The following is a 21,737-nucleotide window of genomic DNA, read 5'->3' on the forward strand; positions in this document are numbered from 1 at the left end:
TTCCAATTGTGGGAACGAGCCTGCTCGCTCCCACAGGGTTCCTTGGGGCATTCATGAGCTGAATGACGGAACAACCCCCAATACCGAGCTATCCTTGTGCCAGCCCATACTCGAACAAGAGGCCGCGCACATGAGTCTTTCCTCATTCAAGATCGCCCACAAACTGATCACCGGTGCCGCTGCCATCGAGCAACTGGCAGCCGAACTCACGCGGCTGGATGTCGATAATCCGCTGATCGTCACCGACGCCGCGCTGGTCAGGTCCGGTACCGTGGAGCTGGCGCTGCAACATTTGGGCGGGCGCGATTACGAGATTTTCGACCGAGTCATGCCGGACCCGGAAATCGCCATCGTCAAGGATTGCATGCAAGCCTACCGTGATGGCGGTCATGACGGATTGATCGGGCTGGGCGGCGGCAGCGCCATCGATATTGCCAAGTGCGTGGGGGTCTATGCCGGTTATCACGGCGAACTGGAGGATATGTTCGGCGTCGACCAGGTACCGCGCAAAGGCCCGCCCATGATCGCCATCCCCACCACGGCCGGCACCGGTTCGGAAGTCACCAACGTGGCGATCCTCTCCGACAAGGCCGCGCAATTGAAGAAAGGGATCGTCAGCGACTACCTGCTACCGGACGTGGCGCTGGTCAGCCCGCAGATGACCCTCACGTGCCCGCGCAGTGTGACCGCTTCCAGTGGTGTCGATGCGCTGGTCCACGCCATCGAGTCGTATCTGTCCCTCAACGCCTCACCGATCACCGATGCCCTGGCCATCGGAGCCATCAAGCTGATCACCCGGGCGTTGCCCAAAGCCTTCTGTAATCCTTCCCACCTGCAAGCCCGTGAAGACATGGCCACTGCCAGCCTGATGGCCGGCATGGCGTTCGGTAATGCCGGGGTCGGAGCGGTGCATGCGCTGGCTTATCCCTTGGGCGGCCGTTTCCATGTGTCGCATGGCGTCGCCAATGCCTTGCTGCTGCCATATGTCATGGCGTGGAACAAGGTGGCCTGCGTCGAGCGGATGCGGGACATCGCCCAGGCCATGGGCATCAGGACCGAACACCTGAGCGATCTCGAAGCTGCCGACGAAGCCGTGGAGGCGATGAGCGCCTTGTGTGCCGCCGTGGAGATCCCCCAGGGACTCAGTGGATTGGGCGTGACCGAGGATGTGATCCCCTCGATGGCGGCGGAGGCCGCGGGCATCGAGCGGCTGATGCGAAACAACCCGCGCAGGTTGAGCGCCGCCGATATCGAGAAGATCTACCTGGCGGCGTATTGATCGTCGGCCACGGTGGGCGCGCCAAATCTTGAGGTATACAATGCGCGCCATCGTGGTTTCGCTCAAAACAGGTGCGTCATGCAGCCCTTCGCTATTGCTCCGTCGATTCTTTCTGCCGACTTCGCCCGCCTGGGCGAGGAAGTGGACAACGTGCTGGCCGCCGGGGCCGACATCGTTCACTTCGATGTCATGGATAACCACTATGTGCCTAACCTGACCATCGGTCCGATGGTCTGTTCGGCGCTACGCAAGTACGGCATCACCGCGCCCATCGACGCGCACCTGATGGTCAGCCCGGTGGATCGCATCGTGGGCGATTTCATCGAGGCCGGCGCTACCTACATCACTTTCCACCCTGAAGCCACCCTGCATATTGACCGCTCCTTGCAGTTGATCCGTGAAGGTGGCTGCAAGGCCGGCCTGGTGTTCAACCCGGCCACGCCCCTGGACGTGCTCAAATACGTGATGGACAAGGTCGATATGATCCTGCTCATGAGCGTCAACCCAGGCTTCGGCGGGCAGAAGTTCATCCCGGCCACCCTCGATAAGCTGCGCGAAGCCCGTGCGCTGATCGATGCTTCGGGGCGTGATATCCGCCTGGAAATCGACGGTGGCGTGAACGTGGGCAATATTCGTGAAATCGCCGCCGCCGGTGCCGATACCTTCGTTGCGGGTTCGGCGATCTTCAATGCTCCCGACTACAAAGAAGTGATTGAGAAAATGCGTGCCGAACTGGCCCTGGCACGCCCATGAGCGGTTTCGAGCAGCTGTTTCCCGGCAGCCTGCCGCGTTTGGTGATGTTCGACCTCGATGGCACTCTGGTCGATTCGGTCCCGGATCTCGCGGCTGCGGTGGACAAAATGCTGCTGCAACTCGGTCGACCGCCGGCCGGTATCGACTCGGTGCGCCAATGGGTTGGCAATGGCGCTCCGATGCTGGTGCGCCGGGCTCTGGCCAACCACATCGATGCTGAGGGTGTCGATGATGCCGAGGCCGAACAGGCGCTGGAGTTGTTCAACGAAGCCTATGAAGGCAATCACGTTTTGACCGTGGTCTATCCCGGCGTTCGCTCCGCCCTTAAGTGGCTGCAGAAACAAGGCGTGGAAATGGCACTCATCACCAATAAACCGGAGCGCTTCGTCGCGCCATTGTTGGACCAGATGAAAATCGGCCGTTATTTTCGCTGGATCATCGGCGGCGACACCTTACCGCAGAAAAAGCCTGACCCGGCCGCACTGTTCTTCGTGATGAAAATGGCCAATATCCCGGCCTCCCAGTCATTGTTCGTCGGTGACTCACGCAACGATGTGCAGGCGGCGAAAGCGGCGGGGGTCAAATGCGTGGCGCTGAGTTACGGCTACAACCACGGCCGGCCGATTGCCGAGGAGTTTCCAGCGCTGGTCATCGACGACTTGCGCCTGCTAATTCCCGGTTGCCTGGACCCGGCGGCTGAGATAACGTTGCCCGACGCTGTTCAATCCTCTTCTGGGAACGCCATCGTGGTGGTCACTCGCAAACTCTGGATGAAAGTCATGAAGGCCCTGGCCCGGTGGCGTTGGCGCGCCTGACGTGATCCTGGCCGGTCATCCGGCGCGTTTGCACACCTGACTGTCAGCTCCTCTTGCCACGAGGCACCCTCATGATTCGCGAAGAATTCCTACGCCTGGCCGCTGCCGGCTACAACCGTATCCCGCTTGCCTGCGAAACCCTGGCCGACTTTGACACGCCGTTGTCGATCTACCTCAAGCTGGCCGACCAGCCCAACTCCTACCTGCTTGAATCGGTGCAGGGCGGCGAAAAATGGGGGCGTTACTCCATTATTGGCCTGCCGTGCCGCACGGTACTGCGAGTCCATGGCCATCGCATCAGTGTGACCCATGATGGCGTCGAGATCGAAAGCCTGGAGGTCGAAGACCCGTTGGCCTTCGTTGAAAGCTTCAAGGCCCGCTACAACGTGCCGACCATCCCCGGCCTGCCGCGTTTCAACGGTGGGCTGGTGGGGTATTTCGGCTACGACTGCGTGCGCTACGTGGAAAAGCGTCTGGGCACTTGTCCGAACCCGGATCCGTTGGGCGTGCCTGACATTCTGTTGATGGTGTCCGACGCGGTGGTGGTCTTCGATAACCTTGCCGGCAAGATGCACGCTATCGTGCTGGCCGATCCATCTCGTGAAGATGCTTACGAACAAGGTCAGAAAAGCCTGCAGGCGCTACTGGAAAAGCTCCGTCAGCCGATCACGCCTCGTCCCGGGCTGGATTTCAGCAAGCAGGCGGCAACCGATCCGGTATTCCGCTCAAGTTTTACCCAGGGCGATTACGAAAGGGCTGTCGATACCATCAAGGAATACATCCTGGCCGGCGACTGCATGCAAGTGGTGCCGTCGCAACGGATGTCGATCGACTTCAAGGCTGCGCCAATCGATTTATACCGCGCGCTGCGCTGCTTCAACCCGACGCCCTACATGTACTTCTTCAACTTTGGCGATTTCCATGTTGTCGGCAGCTCGCCAGAAGTGCTGGTGCGGGTCGAAGACAACCTGATTACCGTGCGGCCGATTGCCGGCACTCGTCCTCGTGGTGCCACGGAAGAGGCTGACCGCGCCCTGGAAGAGGATCTGCTGTCGGATGCCAAGGAGATCGCCGAGCACCTGATGCTGATCGACCTGGGCCGCAACGACACCGGGCGGGTCTCGGAGGTCGGATCGGTGAAGCTCACCGAAAAAATGGTCATCGAGCGCTATTCCAACGTGATGCATATCGTGTCCAACGTCACGGGTCAGTTGAAGGCCGGGCTCACCGCCATGGACGCCTTGCGGGCCATCCTGCCGGCGGGCACCTTGTCGGGCGCGCCGAAGATTCGGGCAATGGAAATCATCGATGAGCTGGAGCCGGTCAAGCGGGGGGTGTACGGCGGAGCCGTCGGCTATTTCGCCTGGAACGGCAACATGGACACTGCCATTGCCATTCGCACGGCGGTCATCAAGAACGGCGAACTGCATGTACAGGCCGGCGGAGGCATTGTTGCCGATTCGGTGCCGGCGCTGGAATGGGAAGAAACGCTGAACAAGCGCCGGGCGATGTTCCGCGCGGTAGCGTTGGCTGAGCACGCCCCGAACGACTGAAACCCTTCATGCCTATGGTGAGGAAACAAGCCTGCTCACCATAGGCATCTGCAGTTCATCGAATCAGAAGTCCAGGCTGACCCCGAGACTTATCCCTTGCTGGGTGAGGTCGTCATCCTTTCGCAACGTATAACCTCCTCGCAGTGCCAACTCGTTAGTCAACTTGTGGCTGACGCCCAGGCTCAGGCGATTCAGATGGCTCTGGGGCGTATAGCCTTCAAGCGTGAAGTCGTTGGCGGGCAGGCTGTTAAGGGCGATGTTCACTTTCTGGGTATCGTCTTCGTACTCACGTTCGTGGGCATATTCGCCATACACCTGAGTCTGGCGGGTAAAGTTGTATTTACCCTGCAAGCCGATGCCCAGCCGCTTCGAGTCGCGGGATTGATCGTTGAAGGTCAGGGCCGTAGAGCGGTTGCTCTTTTCCGAATATTTATCGACTTCCACCTCCGCATAATCCGCGCTGATAAACGGCGAAAGGTGCCATTCGCTGCCCGGCTGGGCGATGTCGTAGCCCACGCGGGTGCTGAATGCCCATAGATGGCCGTCTGTGTCGCCTTTCTCCTGTGCTTCGTTGACGCCCAGGTCGAACTTGCGTTCCAGATTGTCGTAGTCGAGCTTGCCACCGGTCAGTGCCGCATCGGCCCACCAACGGTTTTGTTGGAACTGGGCAAAAGCGGTCGCCAGGTAGCTGTTGAGTTTGTAGTCCGAGTCGTTATGGCCCGCCGACATGTCCTGGCGGTAGAAACCGGCGGCAACCCCTACGCGCCAGGCCTCGTTGAGGCGATAGCTACCGCCTATGTTGAGGTTGTAGCCGCTGCCGTCGGCGCTGGCGCCGCTGCCCTGGCTGTCTATGTCCAGATGTTGTCCGCCCCCTGCGACGATGGCTCGCCACTGGCCGACCGCCTGCCAATCCTCCCAATCCGACTGCCATTGGCTGCGTAACTCGTCCTGGTGAGCCCGCAGAGTCGAGTGGGCCATTTCCGGCAACAATGTCAGTTCCCATGGTGCCGCGAGTAGGGAGAAGGCATAGTCGGCAATCAGTTTTTGCCCGGCTTCGGTCGGATGGACCGCGTCGTTGTAGATCAGCTTGCTGGGGTCCGGCGTGGCACTGTTGATGCCGTAAGTGGCGTTTTCCGTGCAGCCATTGCCGCTGAAGCAGGTTGCGGTGAGGTTCTCGCCAGTGGCGAGGCCGAATCTTGCCGGATCGGCGAAACTTTCCTTCAGCAAAAGCGGAATGTTCAACGGAATGATTTCAGCGTCGATGCCTTGCAATCGCGTAAGCAGGTGTTGATTGAACTGATTGCCCAGTTGCGAAAAGGTGCCCTGCAAAGGGCCGCCATTGAGAGCGGGGGTCAGACCCAGGTCGGGCAACAGCCAGACCATCACATAGCGGGCGCCGGCCGTTTGCAGCGCCTGGACACTGTCGGCCAGGCGGCCCGCGGCCTGGTTCGCTTGCTCGGGAGTCAATACACGTCCTTGAAGGAAATCGTTACCGCCACCGGAAAGGTAATACAGCGCATTCGGGTCGGCGCGCAGGCCATTGGATTGCAGGTAGCCGGGACGGCTGCGCTCGCCGGTGTCGGATACGCCGGTAATCGATTCGAGGATCTGGTCGGTGCGATAACCGCCTACCGCCCAGTTGTTGCCATCTGCCAGCCCCTCGCTGGCACGGACCGCCGACGTGGAGGCGGCTGTTTCATCGGCGGAATAGCCCAGGCGCCCGCCGAGCAACTGGGTGGAGTTGGCGGAATAGGCTTCACCGCTGCCATTCGTGTAATTCGGGCCGGTTCGGTTGGTATAGCGCGTAGTCGAGCCGGGCGGGCCGTTCGGGTCGGCGAACTGGCCAGCATCGTTGAGGCTGTCACCGAACACGATGAACTTGGAGTACGGATTGGGGGCGGCGCTCGCCGGGGAGCAGGCCAACGCCAGCAGGCAACCGGCAATCGGTACGAACAACGTCTTTTTGTTCATGGGTAAAGTCCGTTTTTATCTTATTGTTGTTAGGAAGGCGGAACGACAGTACCAAAAACTTTCCGCGTTTTGCCATCTTCCCGAGGGTCACGATTGTTTCAAAGCCCTTCGGGGTCGGTCATATTGCGTGCTCCGCCCAGCTAGGCTACTGTGCCGGAACGTATGAACGAGACTTCCCCTGTGTCGATTGTCAGCAAGCTTCCGGATCAAATGATCAAGGCACACGCCCGTTGGCGTTGGCGCGCCTGAATATTCCCTGCCGGCTGCGCCGGACCTGTACCGATTTGCCTTCTTTACCTGCTTGAAAGCCGCTTCGCTGGCGCATCACATGCCCTGCCAAGTGCAATACCGCGCGGGTTTATCTCGAAGGCTGTAATTAAAGTCAGTGAATTCAAAAGGTTGCTTACGCCATGTTGCTGATGATCGATAACTACGACTCCTTTACCTATAACGTTGTGCAGTACCTGGGCGAGCTGGGCTCCGAGGTCCGGGTCGTGCGCAACGACGAATTGACCGTCGCCGAAATCGAAGCCCTCAAACCGGAGCGCATCGTGGTTTCGCCTGGCCCATGCACCCCGACCGAAGCGGGTGTTTCCATCGAAGCCATCAAGTATTTTGCCGGCAAGCTGCCCATCCTGGGGGTCTGCCTGGGACACCAGTCGATCGGCCAGGCCTTTGGCGGCGAGGTGGTGCGCGCCCGACAAGTCATGCACGGTAAGACTAGCCCGGTATTCCACGAGGACAAGGGCGTATTCGAAGGGCTGAACCGGCCGCTCACCGTCACTCGCTACCACTCGCTCATCGTCAAGCGGGAAAACCTGCCCGACTGTCTGGAAGTGACCGCCTGGACCCAGCTCGAAGACGGTTCCATGGACGAGATCATGGGGCTGCGCCACAAGGCGTTGAACATCGAGGGTGTGCAATTTCACCCCGAGTCTATTCTCACCGAACAGGGTCACGAGCTGTTCGCCAACTTCCTCAAACAAACCGGCGGCACGCGCTAAGGACTTTTCATGGATATCAAGACAGCCCTGAGCCGTATCGTCGGCCATCTCGACCTGAGCACCGACGAGATGCGCGATGTGATGCGCGAAATCATGACCGGTCAATGCACCGATGCGCAGATTGGCGCGTTCATGATGGCCATGCGCATGAAAAGCGAGAGCATCGATGAAATTGTCGGCGCGGTCTCGGTCATGCGCGAGCTGGCGGACAAGGTCGAGCTCAAGACACTGGACGGCGTGGTGGATGTGGTTGGCACCGGTGGCGACGGGGCGAATATCTTCAACGTGTCCACCGCTTCGGCATTTGTCGTTGCGGCGGCCGGTTGCACCGTGGCCAAGCATGGCAATCGCGCGGTCTCGGGCAAGAGCGGCAGCGCTGACTTGCTGGAAGCCGCCGGTATCTACCTGAACCTCACGCCCGTTCAGGTGGCGCGCTGCATCGACAATGTCGGTATCGGCTTTATGTTCGCCCAGACTCATCACAGTGCCATGAAGCATGCTGCCGCACCGCGTCGTGAACTGGGCCTTCGCACCCTGTTCAACATGCTTGGCCCGCTTACGAATCCGGCCGGCGTGAAACATCAGGTGGTTGGAGTGTTCAGCCAGGCGTTGTGCCGGCCATTGGCGGAGGTGCTGCAACGCTTGGGTAGCAAGCATGTGCTGGTGGTCCATTCGAAGGATGGTCTGGACGAGTTCAGTCTGGCGGCCCCCACTTTCGTGGCAGAGCTGAAAAATGATCAGATCAGCGAATATTGGGTCGAACCTGAAGACCTGGGTATGAAGAGCCAGAGCTTGCATGGTCTGGCAGTGGACGGCCCGGCCCAGTCGCTGGAGCTGATCCGTGATGCCTTGGGACGTCGCAAGACCGAGAATGGCCAGAAGGCCGCTGAAATGATCACGCTCAACGCCGGTGCGGCGTTGTACGCCGCCGACCACGCCAACACCCTCAAGCAGGGCGTGGAACTGGCCCATGATGCCTTGCACACAGGCCTGGCTCGGGAGAAGCTGGAAGAACTGGGTGCATTTACCGCCGTATTCAAAGTGGAGAACGAAGGATGAGCGTGCCAACGGTTCTGGAAAAAATCCTGGCTCGCAAGGCTGAGGAAGTGGCCGAGCGCAGTGCCCGGGTCAGTCTGGCCGAGCTGGAAAACCTGGCACGCTCGGCGGATGCGCCCCGTGGTTTCGCCAAGTCACTGATTGATCAGGCGAAGAAAAAGCAGCCGGCAGTGATTGCCGAGATCAAGAAAGCTTCCCCCAGCAAAGGCGTGATCCGCGAACACTTCGTTCCGGCCGACATCGCCAGGAGTTATGAGAAGGGCGGAGCGACTTGCCTCTCGGTACTCACCGACATCGACTTTTTCCAAGGTGCCGACGATTACCTCAAGCAGGCGCGTGGCGCATGCAATCTGCCGGTGATTCGCAAGGATTTCATGATCGATCCATACCAGATCGTTGAAGCCCGTGCGCTGGGTGCCGACTGTGTGCTGCTGATCGTCTCCGCCCTGGACGACGTGAAAATGGCCGAGCTGGCAGCCGTTGCCAAGAGCGTGGGGCTGGATGTGCTGGTGGAGGTGCATGACGGCGAAGAATTGGATCGGGCCCTGAAGACCTTGGACACCCGGCTGGTGGGCGTGAATAACCGCAACCTGCATACCTTTGACGTCAGCCTGGAAACCACCCTGGACTTGCTGCCGCGGATCCCGCGTGATCGGCTGGTCATTACCGAAAGCGGCATCCTCAACCGTGCCGACGTCGAGCTGATGGAAGTCAACGACGTGTACTCGTTTTTGGTGGGCGAGGCATTCATGCGCGCCGAAAGTCCGGGCACGGAGCTGCAACGCCTGTTCTTTCCAGAGCGTGGCATTCCGGTGAGCGGTTCGACGCTTGATTGATGTTATGTCACCGGTGATCTCCCTTGCCGTAGAGACTGGCCTGCAAGCCGAACAGGATCTGTTGGCCAGTATCTGTGCCGGTGAGGCCGAGTTCGGCCTGCTATTCTGGCGACCCAACGATCGTGCGCTGGTCATGCCGCGCCGCTTGAGTCGCTTGCCGGGATTCGAGTACGCCTGTGATGCCTCGGCAGCGAACGGTTGGCCGGTGTTGCTGCGCGAAACGGGGGGAGAGCCGGTGCCGCAGTCTGCTGCCACTGTCAACATCGCCCTTGTTTATGCACCTCCACGCAGTGAAGGTGATCACGGTCGGATCGAAACCGCGTACCGCCGATTATGCGATCCCATATGCCAGCTGTTGGATGAGCTCGGTGGAGTGGCTTCGCTGGGGGAAGTCGAGGGGGCATTTTGCGACGGTCGATTCAATGTCAATCTCGACGGTCGGAAAATGGTTGGCACCGCTCAGCGCTGGCGCCAGAGCAAGGGCGGCCAACGTCCGGTAGGCCTGGTGCATGGGGCGTTGTTGCTGGACAACGAACGAGAGTCGATGGTTGCCGCGGTCAATCGTTTCAACGAGGCCTGCGGCCTGGAGCAGCGGGTCCGGGCCGAGAGCCACATCGCCCTGCATGAGAAATTCCCCGCCCCTCGCGCGCTGGAGCGGCTCGAGGCGCTTTATCGGGATTTGGCGGACGAGCTCTTTTAGCGCGTACCGAACACCACCATCGTCTTTCCCTTCACGCTTACCAGGTTGCGCTCTTCCAGGTCCTTGAGCACACGGCCGACCATTTCCCTCGAACAACCCACTATGCGACCGATTTCTTGTCGGGTTACCTTGATCTGCATGCCGTCCGGGTGAGTCATGGCATCGGGTTGCTTGCACAGCTCCAACAGGCAGCGGGCGACACGGCCGGTCACGTCAAAGAAGGCGAGATCGCCCACCTTGCGGGTGGTATTGCGTAGGCGCTGGGCGATCTGGCCGCCGAGTACATAAAGGATGTCCGGGTCCTGGAGGGACAACTCCCGGAATTTGCTGTAGCTGATTTCCGCCACTTCGCATTCGATCTTGGTCCGCACCCAGGCGCTGCGTTCCTGCTCCTTGCCCGCCTGCTCGAATAACCCTAGCTCACCGAAGAAATCCCCTGAGTTAAGGTAGGCGATGATCATTTCCCGCCCATCTTCATCTTCGATCAGGATAGTGACTGACCCCTTGATGATGAAAAACAGCGTATCGGAACGATCCCCGGCGCAAATGATGTTGTGTTTGGCCGGGTAGCGGCGACGCTGGCAATGCATCAAGAGCTTGTCGAGGTTCTTGATCTTGAACGTGGGAGTAATGGCAACCATGGTTGTATCCCGAAAGACTGCGCGATATGTGTTGGTTTGGTTTTTTTATGGATGCGAATGGCTATCGCTAAAAGCTGGCGATACGCCAGTGAATGGCCGCCAGCTTAACAGAGCTCTCTGAATTGATTCGAGAATTTACCTAGTGCCTTGTTCCGCAAGCGGGTTTCCTTGACGAATGGCGTTGGCATTCGAACGCTGAGGACTGCCAGAAGAAGCGCTGTGCTAAGCTGGCGACCCTTTTTTAGACAGTGGAGTCTTGGCGATGAAGGCACGCATCCAATGGGCTGGCGAAGCCATGTTCCTCGGTGAGTCTGGCAGCGGTCATGTGGTCGTGATGGATGGCCCGCCCGATGCCGGGGGGCGGAACCTGGGTGTACGGCCGATGGAAATGCTCCTGCTGGGCGTGGGTGGCTGCAGTAACTTCGATGTGGTCAGCATTCTCAAGAAGTCGCGCCAGGCTGTCGAAAGTTGCGAGGCTTTTCTGGAGGCAGAGCGAGCGACTGAAGATCCGAAGGTGTTCACCAAGATCCACATGCATTTCGTGGTCAAGGGGCGTGCCTTGAAGGAGGCCCAGGTCAAGCGTGCTATTGAATTGTCCGCCGAAAAATACTGCTCGGCGTCGATCATGCTGGGCGCCGCGGGCGTTGAAATCACCCATGATTATGAAATCATCGAGTTGGGGTGAGCCGGGTAGGCAACATGCCGCGTCGGAACAAAAAAGCGAGGGCCTTGTCTGGCCCTCGCTTTTTTATAGTGCTGCTTCGTTCTGACAGGCGGCGCGGTCATCAGATTCGATAGGTACTCTTGGTCATGACCTTGGCCAGCAGGCTCATGCCGAACTTTACCGGCGACGGAAAACGGAAGCCACCGGCCTCGAGAGCACTTTGCGCATGATGTTCCTCGTCCTCGCGCATCTGCTCCAGGATCGCCCGGGACTTTTCATCCTCGGGTGGCAGTTGTTCAAGATGCTCGTCCAGATGTTTACATACCTGGTGTTCCGTCGCGGCAACGAATCCCAGGCTGACTTTGTCGCTGATCAGCCCGGCCACTGCGCCGATTCCAAATGACATACCGTAAAACAGTGGATTCAATACGCTGGTATGGCTGCCCAGTTGACGAATGCGCTGTTCGCACCAGACCAGATGGTCGACTTCTTCCTCTGCCGCATGCTCCATCGCCTCGCGCACCTGCGGCAGCTTCGCTGTCAGGGCTTGGCCCTGATACAACGCCTGGGCGCAGACTTCGCCGGTGTGGTTGATGCGCATCAGTCCCGCAACGTGGCGGGCCTGCTCGTCACTCAGTTGCGCGTCCGGCTGCAGGATGGCCGGTGACGGGCGGTACGGCTGTCCACTGAAGGGTAGCAGCGTGCGCATCGCGGTATCGGCTTGCAGCAGCAGGCGGTCGATCGGCGAGTAATGACGTTGGGTGGTCATGCTTACCTCCGGAAAAATCATGGCGACCAGTTTAACCCAACCGGCCGCTCAGGATTTGCGTTGAATCAGGGTATCAACCCGGTGGCCAGTTCATCTGGCGCTGTCCCAATACATGCATATGGATGTGATAAACGGTCTGTCCGCCAAGTTCATTGCAATTCATCACGACGCGAAAACCTTCCTCGCAACCGAGCTCAAGCGCCAGGCGTTGGGCAGTTAACAGAATATGCCCGGCCAGTCCCTTGTCTTCTTCGGTCAAATCATTGAGGGTGCGGATCGGTTTCTTTGGAATGACCAGAAAATGTACCGGTGCCTGCGGGGCGATGTCATGAAAGGCCAGGACCTGATCATCCTCGTAAATGATCTTGGCCGGGATCTCCCGGTTGATGATCTTGGTAAACAGAGTATCCACAGCAGTTTCTCCCTAGGGTCGTGGAGCTCGAGTGTACTTAAGGTTCGGCTGGTGGGCTCGGTTTCGCTTCAAGTTTTATTCAGCGGGGGCAGTAAGCCTTGTTGATCATGCCCGCGAGGGACCTGACCAGCCAGCGTGGCCCCAGTCGCGGTAACCAGGCCAACCAGCGATTGCGCCGTCCCGGAATGATGATTGCCCGGTTCTTGTCCAAGGCGCGTACGGCATAAAGCGCTACTTCTTCGGGGCTCATCAGTGGCTGGCTGTCGATGAGTTTTCGCTCGTTCAGTTGTGCCCTGGCGAAAAACCCGGTCCGGGTCGGCCCGGGGCACAGTACCGATACCTTGATCGCGCATTTCTTCAGCTCGACCCGCAGGGCTTCGGAGAAGTGCAATACATAGGCTTTACTGGCGTAATAAGTACTCATCCAGGGACCCGGCTGGAACGCCGCGATCGAGGCAACGTTCAGGATCTGTCCGCCGCCATGCAACGCCATGCTATTGCCGATGGCGTGACAGAGGCGTGTCAGGGCGAGGATGTTGACTTCGATCAGGTCTTGTTCGGTCATCCAGTCCTGGCCCAGGAACGGACCGCAGGTGCCCATGCCGGCGCAGTTGACCAAGAGATCGATCTGCCGTTCACCTTCCTCCAGCTCCAGCAGAAAACCGGACAGTCTCAGTGGCTCCCCCAGGTCGCATGCCCGGAACAAGACCTCCACGTCAAACCGTTGAGTCAGCTCGATTGCAATGCTTTCCAGCCGATCACGCTGGCGGGCCACCAAAATCAGGTTTCGGCCGCGCCGGGCCAGGGCTTCGGCCATAGCAAGGCCGATGCCGCTGGAAGCACCGGTGATCAGAGCGTAACGGGTCATGCAGTTCTCCATCGCAACGGCCCGCTACCAGTGGACTGATCTGTCACCGGCGCGAAGCGCGCTTATTGTTCCTCCTCATAGTCTACAGAAGGCTCGGCGGGTTCGGCGGCGGGTTCTGCAGCCGCGTCATCGGTGTACTCGCTGCTTTCGTAGCTGCTGAGCGAACTGCTGCCGTATTGTTCCTCGATAGCGCTGAAGACACCGGCCAGCGTGGCGAAGAATATCAGCACGATCATTACCAGCCAGAGCGAAGCCAGAACTTTCACCGCTGTGGAATTGCGCGGTGGCGGTGGACCATAGCGATTGGCACCTTCGTTGCCGGGTGCAATGATGAGCACAAACGGGAAAATGCTGCCCACGAACGGGACAAGGGTGAGCAGCCAAAGCCACCCGGACCAGCCCAGGTCATGCAGGCGCTGGACGTTGAACTGAATACTTACGTAGGCAAAGCCGAGGAAGACGATCAACGCCAGCAGCCCGCCGACGATCATGGCCGCCGTCGAGGCGGAGGTGAAAATCCAGGCCGCACCGAGCGCAAAGGCCACGCCGACGATCAACATCATGACCAGCGTCAGCGACATGGTCCAGGCCAGGTATCGCAACCGTCCGATACGGCCTTCGAAGCTGAATGGCTTGAGCGTGCCAAACTCGGCGACCGCTTCTCCGACCTGCGCCCGGGGTGGCGCATAGGGGGACGCGGGTTCGAGGGTTGATTCATGGGGCTGCGGTTGCTGTGGCGAGTGCCGCACTTCGTTCAGATTCAGTTGGAGGGTTGGCTCTGCTTCGATGCGCGCATCGATTCCGCTCTTGTTGAGGGCTTCCAGGTACTTCTGCGCTTCGGTCTGGGACAGGTTGCTTTTAAGGGCTACCTTGTGCCCGCCGAACAACCGCTCGATGGCGCTGACGTCGCTCTTGAACAGCTCAGCGAGATTGAGCTTGGCTGTGTTCGTATCGACGCCCGGCAGCAGGGCTCCGTCGAATACGATGTTGAAACGGGGTTCGCTCATGCCGGGCATCCTTGTCATTCGAATTTAAGTAGTTGTGTTGTGATCAGTTAGTCTCAGCGAGGCCATTGACCGCCAAGCCTCACCGCCCGGGCCTGCGCCTGACGGTATTCTTCATCCAGGCGTCTGACCAATTGGTCGACACTTGGCAAGTCGTGGATTTCACCCACACCCTGGCCTGCGGACCACACGGTTTTCCAGGCCTTGGCTTCATCGTTCAGTGGCTTGAGTTTCGAACCAAAATCCACCTCCCCTTTGCGTTGCAGGGCGGCCGGGTCGAAACCGGCGTTTTCCAGGCTTTGTCGCATGAAGCTCGCAGGCACTCCGGAGACTGCGGGAGTATGCACGATGTCCGCGGCGCGGGATGTGAGCAACATCTCCTTATAAGCGTCAGGCGCATGACTTTCAGTCGTACCGATAAAGCGCGTTCCGAAGTAGGCCAGGTCTGCGCCGAGCAATTGAGCTGCCAGAATCTCATGGCCGTGGTTCAGGCATCCCGCCAGCAGCAGGGTTTTGTCGAAGAATTGCCTGATTTCCGCGATCAGCGCAAACGGACTCCATGTGCCGGCATGCCCACCCGCGCCGGCAGCCACGGCGATCAACCCATCGACACCGGCGGCGGCCGCTTTCTCGGCATGGCGGCGTGTGGTCACATCATGGAACACCAGGCCCCCATAGCCGTGGACCGCATCCACCAGCTCTTTCACTGCGCCGAGGCTGGTGATGACAATTGGCACCTTGTGCTCGATGCAGATCGCCAGGTCAGTCTCGAGCCTCGGATTACTTTGGTGGACGATCAGGTTGACGGCATAGGGGGCGGGGTCTTCCATCGTCCTCAGGCCCGCTTCAATTTCCTCCAGCCAGGCCTTGAAGCCACTGCTTTCGCGCTGATTCAACGCGGGGAAGCTGCCGACGATACCGTTGCGACAGCACGCCAGTACCAGTTGTGGGTTGGAAATCAGGAACATCGGCGCCGCCACGACGGGCAGGCGCAGGCGTTGTTCAAGCAGAGCGGGTAACGTCATCTGGAAGTACCCCGGATAAGAAACGTCGATTGGAAGTTAGAACGGCCGAACCACGACCAGAATTACGATAGCCAGCAATATCAATACCGGCACTTCATTGAACCAGCGATAAAAGACATGGCTGCGGGTGTTCTCGCCACGGGCGAAGCGCTTCAGTTGGGCGCCGCACATGTGGTGATAGCCAATCAACAACACGACCAGGGTCAATTTGGCATGCATCCACCCGCCCTGAGTGAAGTAAGCGCCGGCGTTGAGGCTGAGCAGCCAGACGCCGAACACCAGCGTCGCGATCATCGCCGGACCCATGATGCCGCGATACAACTTGCGCTCCATGATGCTGAAGCGTTCCTTGCTGATGCTGTCTTCACTCTGGGCGTGATAGACAAAAAGGCGAGGTAGATAAAACAGGCCGGCGAACCAGCAGACCATGCTGACGATATGCAGCGCTTTGAGCCATAGATAAAGCATTTTGTCGATTCCAGGATTCACGGTAGCCCGATAGTAGAGGTTAGAGTCGCCACACGTCACCTTGGCGGTTGTCGCAGGGCCGCGCCAGCCCTATCATCGACGGTTTTCCAGTGGTTCGTTGAGGGCAGGTTTATGGTCAAGGTCGGTATCGTCGGCGGCACGGGTTACACCGGTGTCGAACTGCTGCGTCTGTTGGCACAACATCCGCAGGCTGAAGTAGTGGTCATCACCTCCCGATCCGAGGCAGGCCTGGCCGTGGCCGATATGTACCCGAACCTGCGAGGCCACTATGATGGCCTGGCATTCAGCGTTCCAGATATCAAGACTCTAGGTGCCTGCGATGTGGTGTTCTTCGCCACGCCGCATGGTGTCGCCCATGCCCTGGCGGGCGAATTGCTGGCGGCCGGGACCAAGGTCATTGACCTGTCGGCGGACTTCCGACTGCAGGATGCGGATGAATGGGCCAAGTGGTACGGCCAGCCCCACGGCGCGCCGGAGCTGCTGGATGAAGCGGTCTATGGATTGCCGGAAGTCAATCGCGAGAAAATCAGGCAGGCCCGGTTGATTGCGGTGCCGGGTTGCTATCCGACCGCGACGCAACTGGGCTTCTTGCCATTGCTCGAGGCTGGGCTCGCCGATACTTCACGTCTGATTGCTGACTGCAAATCCGGTGTCAGTGGCGCCGGTCGTGGTGCCAGCGTCGGTTCGTTGTACAGCGAGACGTCTGAAAGCCTGAAGGCGTATGCCGTGAAAGGGCATCGCCATCTGCCGGAAATTCGCCAAGGATTGCGTCGGGCGGCGGGTAAAGAGGTCGGCCTTACATTCGTGCCGCACCTGACCCCCATGATCCGTGGGATTCATTCCACCCTTTATACGACCGTCGCCGATCGCTCCGTAGACCTGCAGGCATTGTTCGAAAAACGTTATGCCGACGAGCCTTTCGTCGATGTGATGCCGGCCGGGAGTCATCCGGAGACCCGTAGCGTTCGGGGGGCGAACGTTTGCCGGATTGCGGTGCATCGCCCGCAGGATGGCGATCTGGTCGTGGTGCTGTCGGTCATTGATAACCTGGTCAAGGGCGCTTCTGGGCAGGCAGTGCAGAACCTTAACATCCTGTTCGGGCTGGATGAACGGCTGGGCCTGTCCCACGCGGGGATGTTGCCGTAACTATAGAGTTACAGACTGCAAGCTCTAAGCTACCGGCTTGCAGCTCTAAAACTTTGTGGCTCACCGCTGCTCTTCAAATAGTTGACCGATTTTGTAGGAGAAGCGGATAATGCCTGCCATCACGCATTATGGCGGCGTAAACGCCGGGAGATATTCAGCATGAGCGTCGAAACCTTCACCCCCACGGCTTTGCAATTCACCCACGGTGCTGCGCACAAGGTGAAGAGCCTGGTCGACGAGGAGGGGAATGATCGTTTGAAGCTACGGGTGTTTGTGACGGGCGGCGGCTGTTCAGGTTTTCAGTATGGCTTCACGTTCGATGAAGAAGTGGCTGAAGACGACACGGTCGTCGAGCGCGAAGGCGTCAGCCTGGTCGTCGATCCGATGAGCTTCCAATACTTGGCAGGTGCCGAGGTGGATTATCAGGAAGGTCTGGAAGGGTCACGTTTCGTGATCAAGAATCCGAACGCCACGACTACCTGTGGTTGCGGTTCGTCGTTCTCGATCTGATTGTCGCCACAGCTTCAGCGAAAAAACCGCAGAGCCTTAAAGGCCCTGCGGCTTTTTGTTGTCCGAGGGGTAGGTGAGTTCAGGCGGGATAGATGGCGCCGAGTATCCGCAGGCCTCGAGCTCCCGTGACGCTGGGGCGATTCGCCGGAATGTTTTCAAGGCAGCAGTGAGCGAGCCATGCGAAAGCCATCGCCTCGACCCAGTCCGGGTCTATGTCATAGGCTGCGGTGTTGCTGACCTTTGTGCTCGGCATAAGCTCGGCCAGGCGTTTCATGAGGGCCAGGTTGTGGGCGCCGCCGCCACATACCAGCAATTCTTGAGTATCAGCCTGGGCATTTTGCAGCGACTCGACGATGGTCAAGGCTGTGAGTTCGAGCAGGGTTGCCTGCACATTCTCGGCGGCGAAAGGGGGCAGGCACGACAGGTGTCGGGTCAGCCAAGGTAGATTGAACACTTCCCGCCCCGTGCTCTTCGGTCCCTTGGTGACAAAAAATGGATCGCTAAGCATGGCCTTGAGCAGGGCTGGCTCTACTGTCCCGCTGGCAGCCCATTGGCCGTCGCGGTCGAAATGCTCATTGCGCTGTTGGTAAATCCAAGCATCAAGCAATACGTTGCCGGGGCCGCAATCGAAACCGGCAACCGGCTTTCCCGGTTCCATCAGGCTGAGATTGCTGAAGCCGCCGACATTCAATACGGCGCGGTTGCCGTCACGCTTCTCGAACAATGCTTCGTGAAATGCCGGGACTAATGGAGCGCCCTGCCCACCAGCCGCCACGTCGCGGCTGCGAAAATCGCTGACGACGGTGATACCGGTCAGTTCGCTCAGTAAGGCGGGGTTGCCAATCTGAACGGTGAAGCCTCGGGCCGGTTCGTGACGAATGGTCTGGCCGTGGCTGCCGATTGCTCTTACATCCTCGGGCTTGACATTCTGACGCTCAAGCAGCGCATTGATGCCTAAGGCGGCGAGTTGTACCCAGTTTTGCTGGGCGATGGCTGAGCGCGCTATCTCATCGGGTCCGCTGGTGCACAGGCCGAGCAGCTCGCTGCGCAAGGCGTCGGGCATTGGGGTGTAATGCGTGGCGATCAATTTGATCGCCGGGGTCAATTCAACCAGTGCGATATCCAGGCCGTCCAGGCTCGTCCCGGACATCACACCGATATAAAGCGCCATGGCTTAGCGCTTGCTCGAGGCCAGCAGCGTGGCCTTTTCTTGATCCATGCGGGCCATTAACGGCTGGCTTTGAGCCAGGAAGCGGGCGCGCTCCGACTTGGCGATCGGGTCAGCCATCGGCAGCTTCTGGCCGAGCGGGTCGACGTGAACGCCATTGACCTGGAACTCATAGTGAAGGTGTGGCCCGGTCGACAGCCCGGTGGTGCCGATATAACCGATGATCTGGCCTTGTTTGACGCTACTGCCGGTCTTCACGCCCTTGGCGAAGCCTTGCATATGACCGTACAGCGTCTGGTAAGTATTGCCATGCTGGATGATGACGGTGTTGCCATAACCACCACGACGGCCGGCCAGCAATACCTTGCCGTCGCCGGCAGCTTTGATTGGCGTGCCGCGAGGAGCTGCATAGTCGACGCCTTTATGGGCGCGAATCTTGTTCAGGATAGGGTGTTTGCGGCCTGCGGAAAATTTCGAGCTGATGCGAGCGAAGTCAACCGGTGTGCGGATGAACGCCTTGCGCATGCTGTTTCCGTCGGCGGTGTAGTAGCTGCTGTTGCCTTGTTTGTTGGTATAGCGCACTGCGGTGTATGTCTTGCCGCGATTGGTGAAGCGCGCAGAAAGAATAGGGCCGTTGCCGACGCTTTTCCCGTTGACCACTTTCTGTTCATAGATCACGTCGAATTCATCGCCCTGGCGAATATCCTGGGCGAAATCGATGTCGTAGCCAAACACGTTGGCCATGTCCATGGTCAGGCTATGGGAAAGGCCTGCGCGTGCGGCCGACTGCGACAGCGAGCTGTTGATGACACCATGGACGTAGGCCGATCGAACGGTAGGTTTGGTTGTAATCCGATTGAATGCATAGCCCTTGTCATTCTTGGTCAGGGTTATGCTTTCCAAGTCGCTCAGCTTGGTGTGTAGATTGATCAGCTCTCCACTCGAATTGAGCTCGAATTCGAGTTTTTGACCGCGTTGCAATTGGGTGAATTGCTTGGCTTGCTTGTCGCTGGCCAGGATTTCGTGGACCGACGTCGCGGGCAGGCCAACCTTTTCAAACAGAGTGGAAAGAGTATCGCCCTTGGCCACGATCACCTCGCGATGGCCTGGCTCTTTCTTCTCTTCTACGACCGGGGGCTCGGTCTGGGCGGTCTCGGTGGTGTCGTCGGAGCTGCTTTCGATTTGCGCGAAAGGTGATGCGGTCGGTTCGTTTGTGGCCTGGACGGCTTCGGCAGCGTCTTGATCTTGTGTCAGTTGTTCGGCGGGGCTTTCCAGCTCCAGGCTAAGAGTCGTCTTTTTGGCTTCAACGTCGCTGGAAGGGAAGACCAGAAGCGCCAGGCTGAGGAGGGCGGCAATTCCACTTGCGGCCAGCAAGTGGGTTTTTGGGTAAAGCGGTGGCGCTTTAGACGGTTCTGTGGTCATGAGTAATTTGACTTTTAAAAAGATGAATTGGAAAAGATGAATGACATGATGAAGATGAAATAACTGTATAAAATATAACCAAATCCCCTTCGAAGCAAGCCCGCAGACGCTCTGTCTGTGGATTGGTCTCCGTGTGCCGGGCAAACCTTGTATTTGGTGCGCGATCTTGTATGGTTGGGGCCCTTTGAATCTGAGCCTTGCGGGTCTGTTATGAAGTCGGTTGAAGAGCAGCTAGCGCTGATCAAGCGTGGTGCGGAAGAACTATTGGTCGAGTCCGAGCTGATCGAAAAGCTCAAGCGTGGGCAGCCGCTACGTATCAAGGCTGGTTTCGACCCGACGGCACCGGATCTGCATCTGGGGCACACCGTTCTGATCAACAAGCTGCGTCAGTTCCAGGAGCTGGGGCACCAGGTCATCTTCCTTATAGGTGATTTCACCGGGATGATCGGTGATCCGAGTGGGAAGAGCGCGACACGTCCGCCGTTGACTCGCGAGCAGGTGCTCGAGAATGCCGAAACCTATAAGGCTCAGGTTTTCAAGATTTTGGATCCGACCAGGACCGAGGTGGCGTTCAACTCTACCTGGATGGATAAGATGGGGCCTGCGGACTTCATTCGCCTCACCTCGCAGTACACCGTGGCCCGTATGCTTGAGCGCGATGACTTTGACAAGCGCTACACGACCAATCAGCCGATTGCCATTCATGAGTTCCTCTATCCGCTGGTCCAGGGGTATGACTCGGTTGCGTTGCGCGCCGACGTCGAGCTTGGTGGTACTGACCAGAAGTTCAACCTGTTGATGGGGCGTGAGCTGCAGCGTGGCTATGGCCAGGAGGCCCAGTGCATCCTGACCATGCCGTTGTTGGAGGGGTTGGATGGTGTGAAGAAGATGTCCAAGTCTTTGGGCAACTATGTCGGCATCCAGGAAGCGCCGGGAGTCATGTATGGCAAGCTGGTTTCCATACCTGATGCGCTGATGTGGCGCTATTTCGAATTGCTTAGCTTCCGCTCCATGGATGAGATCAGTGCGTTCCGCGCGGACGTCGAGGCTGGAGCTAACCCGCGGGATATCAAGATCAAGCTGGCCGAAGAGATAGTCGCTCGCTTCCATGGTGAAGAGGCAGCGGCTAATGCTCACCGTGCAGCAGGTAATCGCATGAAGGATGGTGAATTGCCAGATGATTTGCCTGAGATCGAGTTGGTTGTCAGCGAAGATATGCCGATTGCGGCTGTTCTTAATAAAGCGGGGCTGGTTAAAAATGCGGCGGTGGCGCGAGACCTCCTGGGGTCGGGTGGGGTGCGCGTGGATGGTGAGGTTGTTGATCGCACCTATATATATAAGCTGGGTGCTACCCATGTCTGCCAGGCGGGTAAGAAGGCTTTTGCACGTATTACGCTGAAACCGGAATAAATTGAAAATAGCTGTTGACGGCAGATTCTGAGTCTCTATAATTCGCCCCACTTCTGGCGCAGTCGAAACGGAAAACTCCTTGAGATTCAATGAGTTAAGTAGTTTTCGGTGATGCAGGGCTTCAGGTCATCGAAGCACGGAAGGAGTCAGCGGAGCAGGTATTTGGCTCAGTCGACGGTTCGATCTTCTCGGTCGAAAGCGGTAAAAAAGAGGTGTTGACAGCAGCGACTAACGCTGTAGAA

The 21,737-nt window shown here is 58.6% G+C and carries 22 protein-coding genes; 12 read left to right on the forward strand and 10 right to left on the reverse strand.

From position 1 onward, the window contains the following. Positions 1–130 precede the first annotated feature (130 nt). The 4 genes from AD666_RS21455 to trpE all read left to right on the forward strand — a co-directional run bounded on the left by AD666_RS21455 (position 131) and on the right by trpE (position 4,400). A complete protein-coding gene (locus tag AD666_RS21455; protein WP_053156396.1) occupies positions 131–1,279 on the forward strand; it encodes an iron-containing alcohol dehydrogenase in 1,149 nt (382 codons plus the stop codon). A gap of 78 nt (positions 1,280–1,357) precedes the next feature. Continuing rightward, a complete protein-coding gene (gene rpe / locus AD666_RS21460) occupies positions 1,358–2,032 on the forward strand; it encodes a ribulose-phosphate 3-epimerase (protein ID WP_053156412.1) in 675 nt (224 codons plus the stop codon). Beyond that, positions 2,029–2,847: a phosphoglycolate phosphatase gene (locus AD666_RS21465; RefSeq protein ID WP_053156415.1), complete on the forward strand. Its 819-nt coding sequence runs from the start codon at positions 2,029–2,031 to the stop codon at positions 2,845–2,847. Before rpe ends, AD666_RS21465 begins: the two co-directional genes overlap by 4 nt. Positions 2,848–2,918: 71 nt before the next feature. Beyond that, a complete protein-coding gene (gene trpE, locus AD666_RS21470) occupies positions 2,919–4,400 on the forward strand; it encodes an anthranilate synthase component I (RefSeq protein ID WP_053156418.1) in 1,482 nt (493 codons plus the stop codon). A 63-nt stretch (positions 4,401–4,463) separates the two neighbouring features. On the opposite strand, the gene estP is transcribed toward trpE, so the two are convergent. Further along, positions 4,464–6,371 (reverse strand): esterase EstP, encoded by a 1,908-nt coding sequence (estP, locus tag AD666_RS21475; protein ID WP_053156421.1) that lies wholly within the window; start codon positions 6,369–6,371, stop codon positions 4,464–4,466. A gap of 410 nt (positions 6,372–6,781) precedes the next feature. Between estP and AD666_RS21480 the strand changes: the two genes are divergently transcribed. From AD666_RS21480 to AD666_RS21495, 4 genes are read left to right on the forward strand one after another with little or no spacing between them, the layout of a single operon-like run. Further along, entirely contained in the window at positions 6,782–7,375 is a 594-nt protein-coding gene (locus AD666_RS21480) for an aminodeoxychorismate/anthranilate synthase component II (RefSeq protein WP_053156424.1), read from the forward strand. Positions 7,376–7,384: 9 nt separating this feature from the next. Then, entirely contained in the window at positions 7,385–8,434 is a 1,050-nt protein-coding gene (gene trpD / locus AD666_RS21485; RefSeq protein WP_053156427.1) for an anthranilate phosphoribosyltransferase, read from the forward strand. Further along, positions 8,431–9,267, forward strand: a complete 837-nt coding sequence (gene trpC, locus AD666_RS21490; protein ID WP_053156430.1) for an indole-3-glycerol phosphate synthase TrpC — start codon at positions 8,431–8,433, stop codon at positions 9,265–9,267. Before trpD ends, trpC begins: the two co-directional genes overlap by 4 nt. Positions 9,268–9,271: 4 nt before the next feature. Next, positions 9,272–9,967 (forward strand): lipoate--protein ligase family protein, encoded by a 696-nt coding sequence (locus AD666_RS21495; RefSeq protein ID WP_053156433.1) that lies wholly within the window; start codon positions 9,272–9,274, stop codon positions 9,965–9,967. Here the strand turns inward: AD666_RS21495 and crp are convergent. Then, positions 9,964–10,608 (reverse strand): cAMP-activated global transcriptional regulator CRP, encoded by a 645-nt coding sequence (gene crp / locus AD666_RS21500; protein ID WP_053156435.1) that lies wholly within the window; start codon positions 10,606–10,608, stop codon positions 9,964–9,966. The genes AD666_RS21495 and crp overlap by 4 nt on opposite strands. Before the next feature lie 262 nt (positions 10,609–10,870). On the opposite strand from crp, the gene AD666_RS21505 reads away from it, so the two are divergent. After that, positions 10,871–11,293 (forward strand): OsmC family protein, encoded by a 423-nt coding sequence (locus tag AD666_RS21505; RefSeq protein ID WP_042730268.1) that lies wholly within the window; start codon positions 10,871–10,873, stop codon positions 11,291–11,293. 100 nt (positions 11,294–11,393) lie between these two features. Here the strand turns inward: AD666_RS21505 and coq7 are convergent, their stop codons facing one another. The 6 genes from coq7 to hemJ all read right to left on the reverse strand — a co-directional run bounded on the left by coq7 (position 11,394) and on the right by hemJ (position 15,818). Next, positions 11,394–12,041 carry a 2-polyprenyl-3-methyl-6-methoxy-1,4-benzoquinone monooxygenase gene (gene coq7 / locus AD666_RS21510; protein ID WP_053156437.1) on the reverse strand — a complete coding sequence of 216 codons (648 nt, stop codon included), beginning with the start codon at positions 12,039–12,041 and terminating at the stop codon, positions 11,394–11,396. 73 nt (positions 12,042–12,114) lie between these two features. Further along, positions 12,115–12,453: a histidine triad nucleotide-binding protein gene (locus AD666_RS21515; RefSeq protein ID WP_003401954.1), complete on the reverse strand. Its 339-nt coding sequence runs from the start codon at positions 12,451–12,453 to the stop codon at positions 12,115–12,117. Between the two features lie 79 nt (positions 12,454–12,532). Continuing rightward, entirely contained in the window at positions 12,533–13,321 is a 789-nt protein-coding gene (locus AD666_RS21520; RefSeq protein WP_053156440.1) for an SDR family oxidoreductase, read from the reverse strand. 62 nt (positions 13,322–13,383) lie between these two features. Further along, complete coding sequence (locus AD666_RS21525; protein ID WP_053156443.1) at positions 13,384–14,328, reverse strand: DUF805 domain-containing protein; 945 nt, start codon at positions 14,326–14,328, stop codon at positions 13,384–13,386. A 53-nt stretch (positions 14,329–14,381) separates the two neighbouring features. Continuing rightward, positions 14,382–15,350, reverse strand: a complete 969-nt coding sequence (locus AD666_RS21530) for a nitronate monooxygenase family protein (protein WP_053156446.1) — start codon at positions 15,348–15,350, stop codon at positions 14,382–14,384. A 36-nt stretch (positions 15,351–15,386) separates the two neighbouring features. Next, a complete protein-coding gene (hemJ, locus tag AD666_RS21535; RefSeq protein ID WP_053156449.1) occupies positions 15,387–15,818 on the reverse strand; it encodes a protoporphyrinogen oxidase HemJ in 432 nt (143 codons plus the stop codon). 132 nt (positions 15,819–15,950) lie between these two features. Here hemJ and argC point away from each other — a divergent pair, with 132 nt between their 5' ends. Continuing rightward, positions 15,951–16,985 carry an N-acetyl-gamma-glutamyl-phosphate reductase gene (argC, locus tag AD666_RS21540; RefSeq protein WP_053156452.1) on the forward strand — a complete coding sequence of 345 codons (1,035 nt, stop codon included), beginning with the start codon at positions 15,951–15,953 and terminating at the stop codon, positions 16,983–16,985. Between the two features lie 159 nt (positions 16,986–17,144). After that, positions 17,145–17,495 (forward strand): iron-sulfur cluster insertion protein ErpA, encoded by a 351-nt coding sequence (erpA, locus tag AD666_RS21545; RefSeq protein ID WP_053156455.1) that lies wholly within the window; start codon positions 17,145–17,147, stop codon positions 17,493–17,495. A 79-nt stretch (positions 17,496–17,574) separates the two neighbouring features. Here erpA and AD666_RS21550 read toward each other — a convergent pair whose 3' ends face one another. Both AD666_RS21550 and AD666_RS21555 read right to left on the reverse strand, forming a co-directional pair. Next, the gene (locus AD666_RS21550) at positions 17,575–18,666 is read right to left on the reverse strand and encodes an anhydro-N-acetylmuramic acid kinase (protein WP_053156459.1); all 1,092 of its coding nucleotides are present in this window, start codon (positions 18,664–18,666) and stop codon (positions 17,575–17,577) included. 3 nt (positions 18,667–18,669) lie between these two features. After that, positions 18,670–20,085: a peptidoglycan DD-metalloendopeptidase family protein gene (locus AD666_RS21555; protein WP_053156462.1), complete on the reverse strand. Its 1,416-nt coding sequence runs from the start codon at positions 20,083–20,085 to the stop codon at positions 18,670–18,672. Between the two features lie 210 nt (positions 20,086–20,295). On the opposite strand from AD666_RS21555, the gene tyrS reads away from it, so the two are divergent. After that, positions 20,296–21,495, forward strand: a complete 1,200-nt coding sequence (gene tyrS / locus AD666_RS21560; protein ID WP_053156465.1) for a tyrosine--tRNA ligase — start codon at positions 20,296–20,298, stop codon at positions 21,493–21,495. The last annotated feature ends 242 nt before the right edge of the window (positions 21,496–21,737 follow it).

Source organism: Pseudomonas sp. Pf153, assembly GCF_001269775.1.
GTDB classification, from domain to species: Bacteria; Pseudomonadota; Gammaproteobacteria; order Pseudomonadales; family Pseudomonadaceae; genus Aquipseudomonas; species Aquipseudomonas uvaldensis.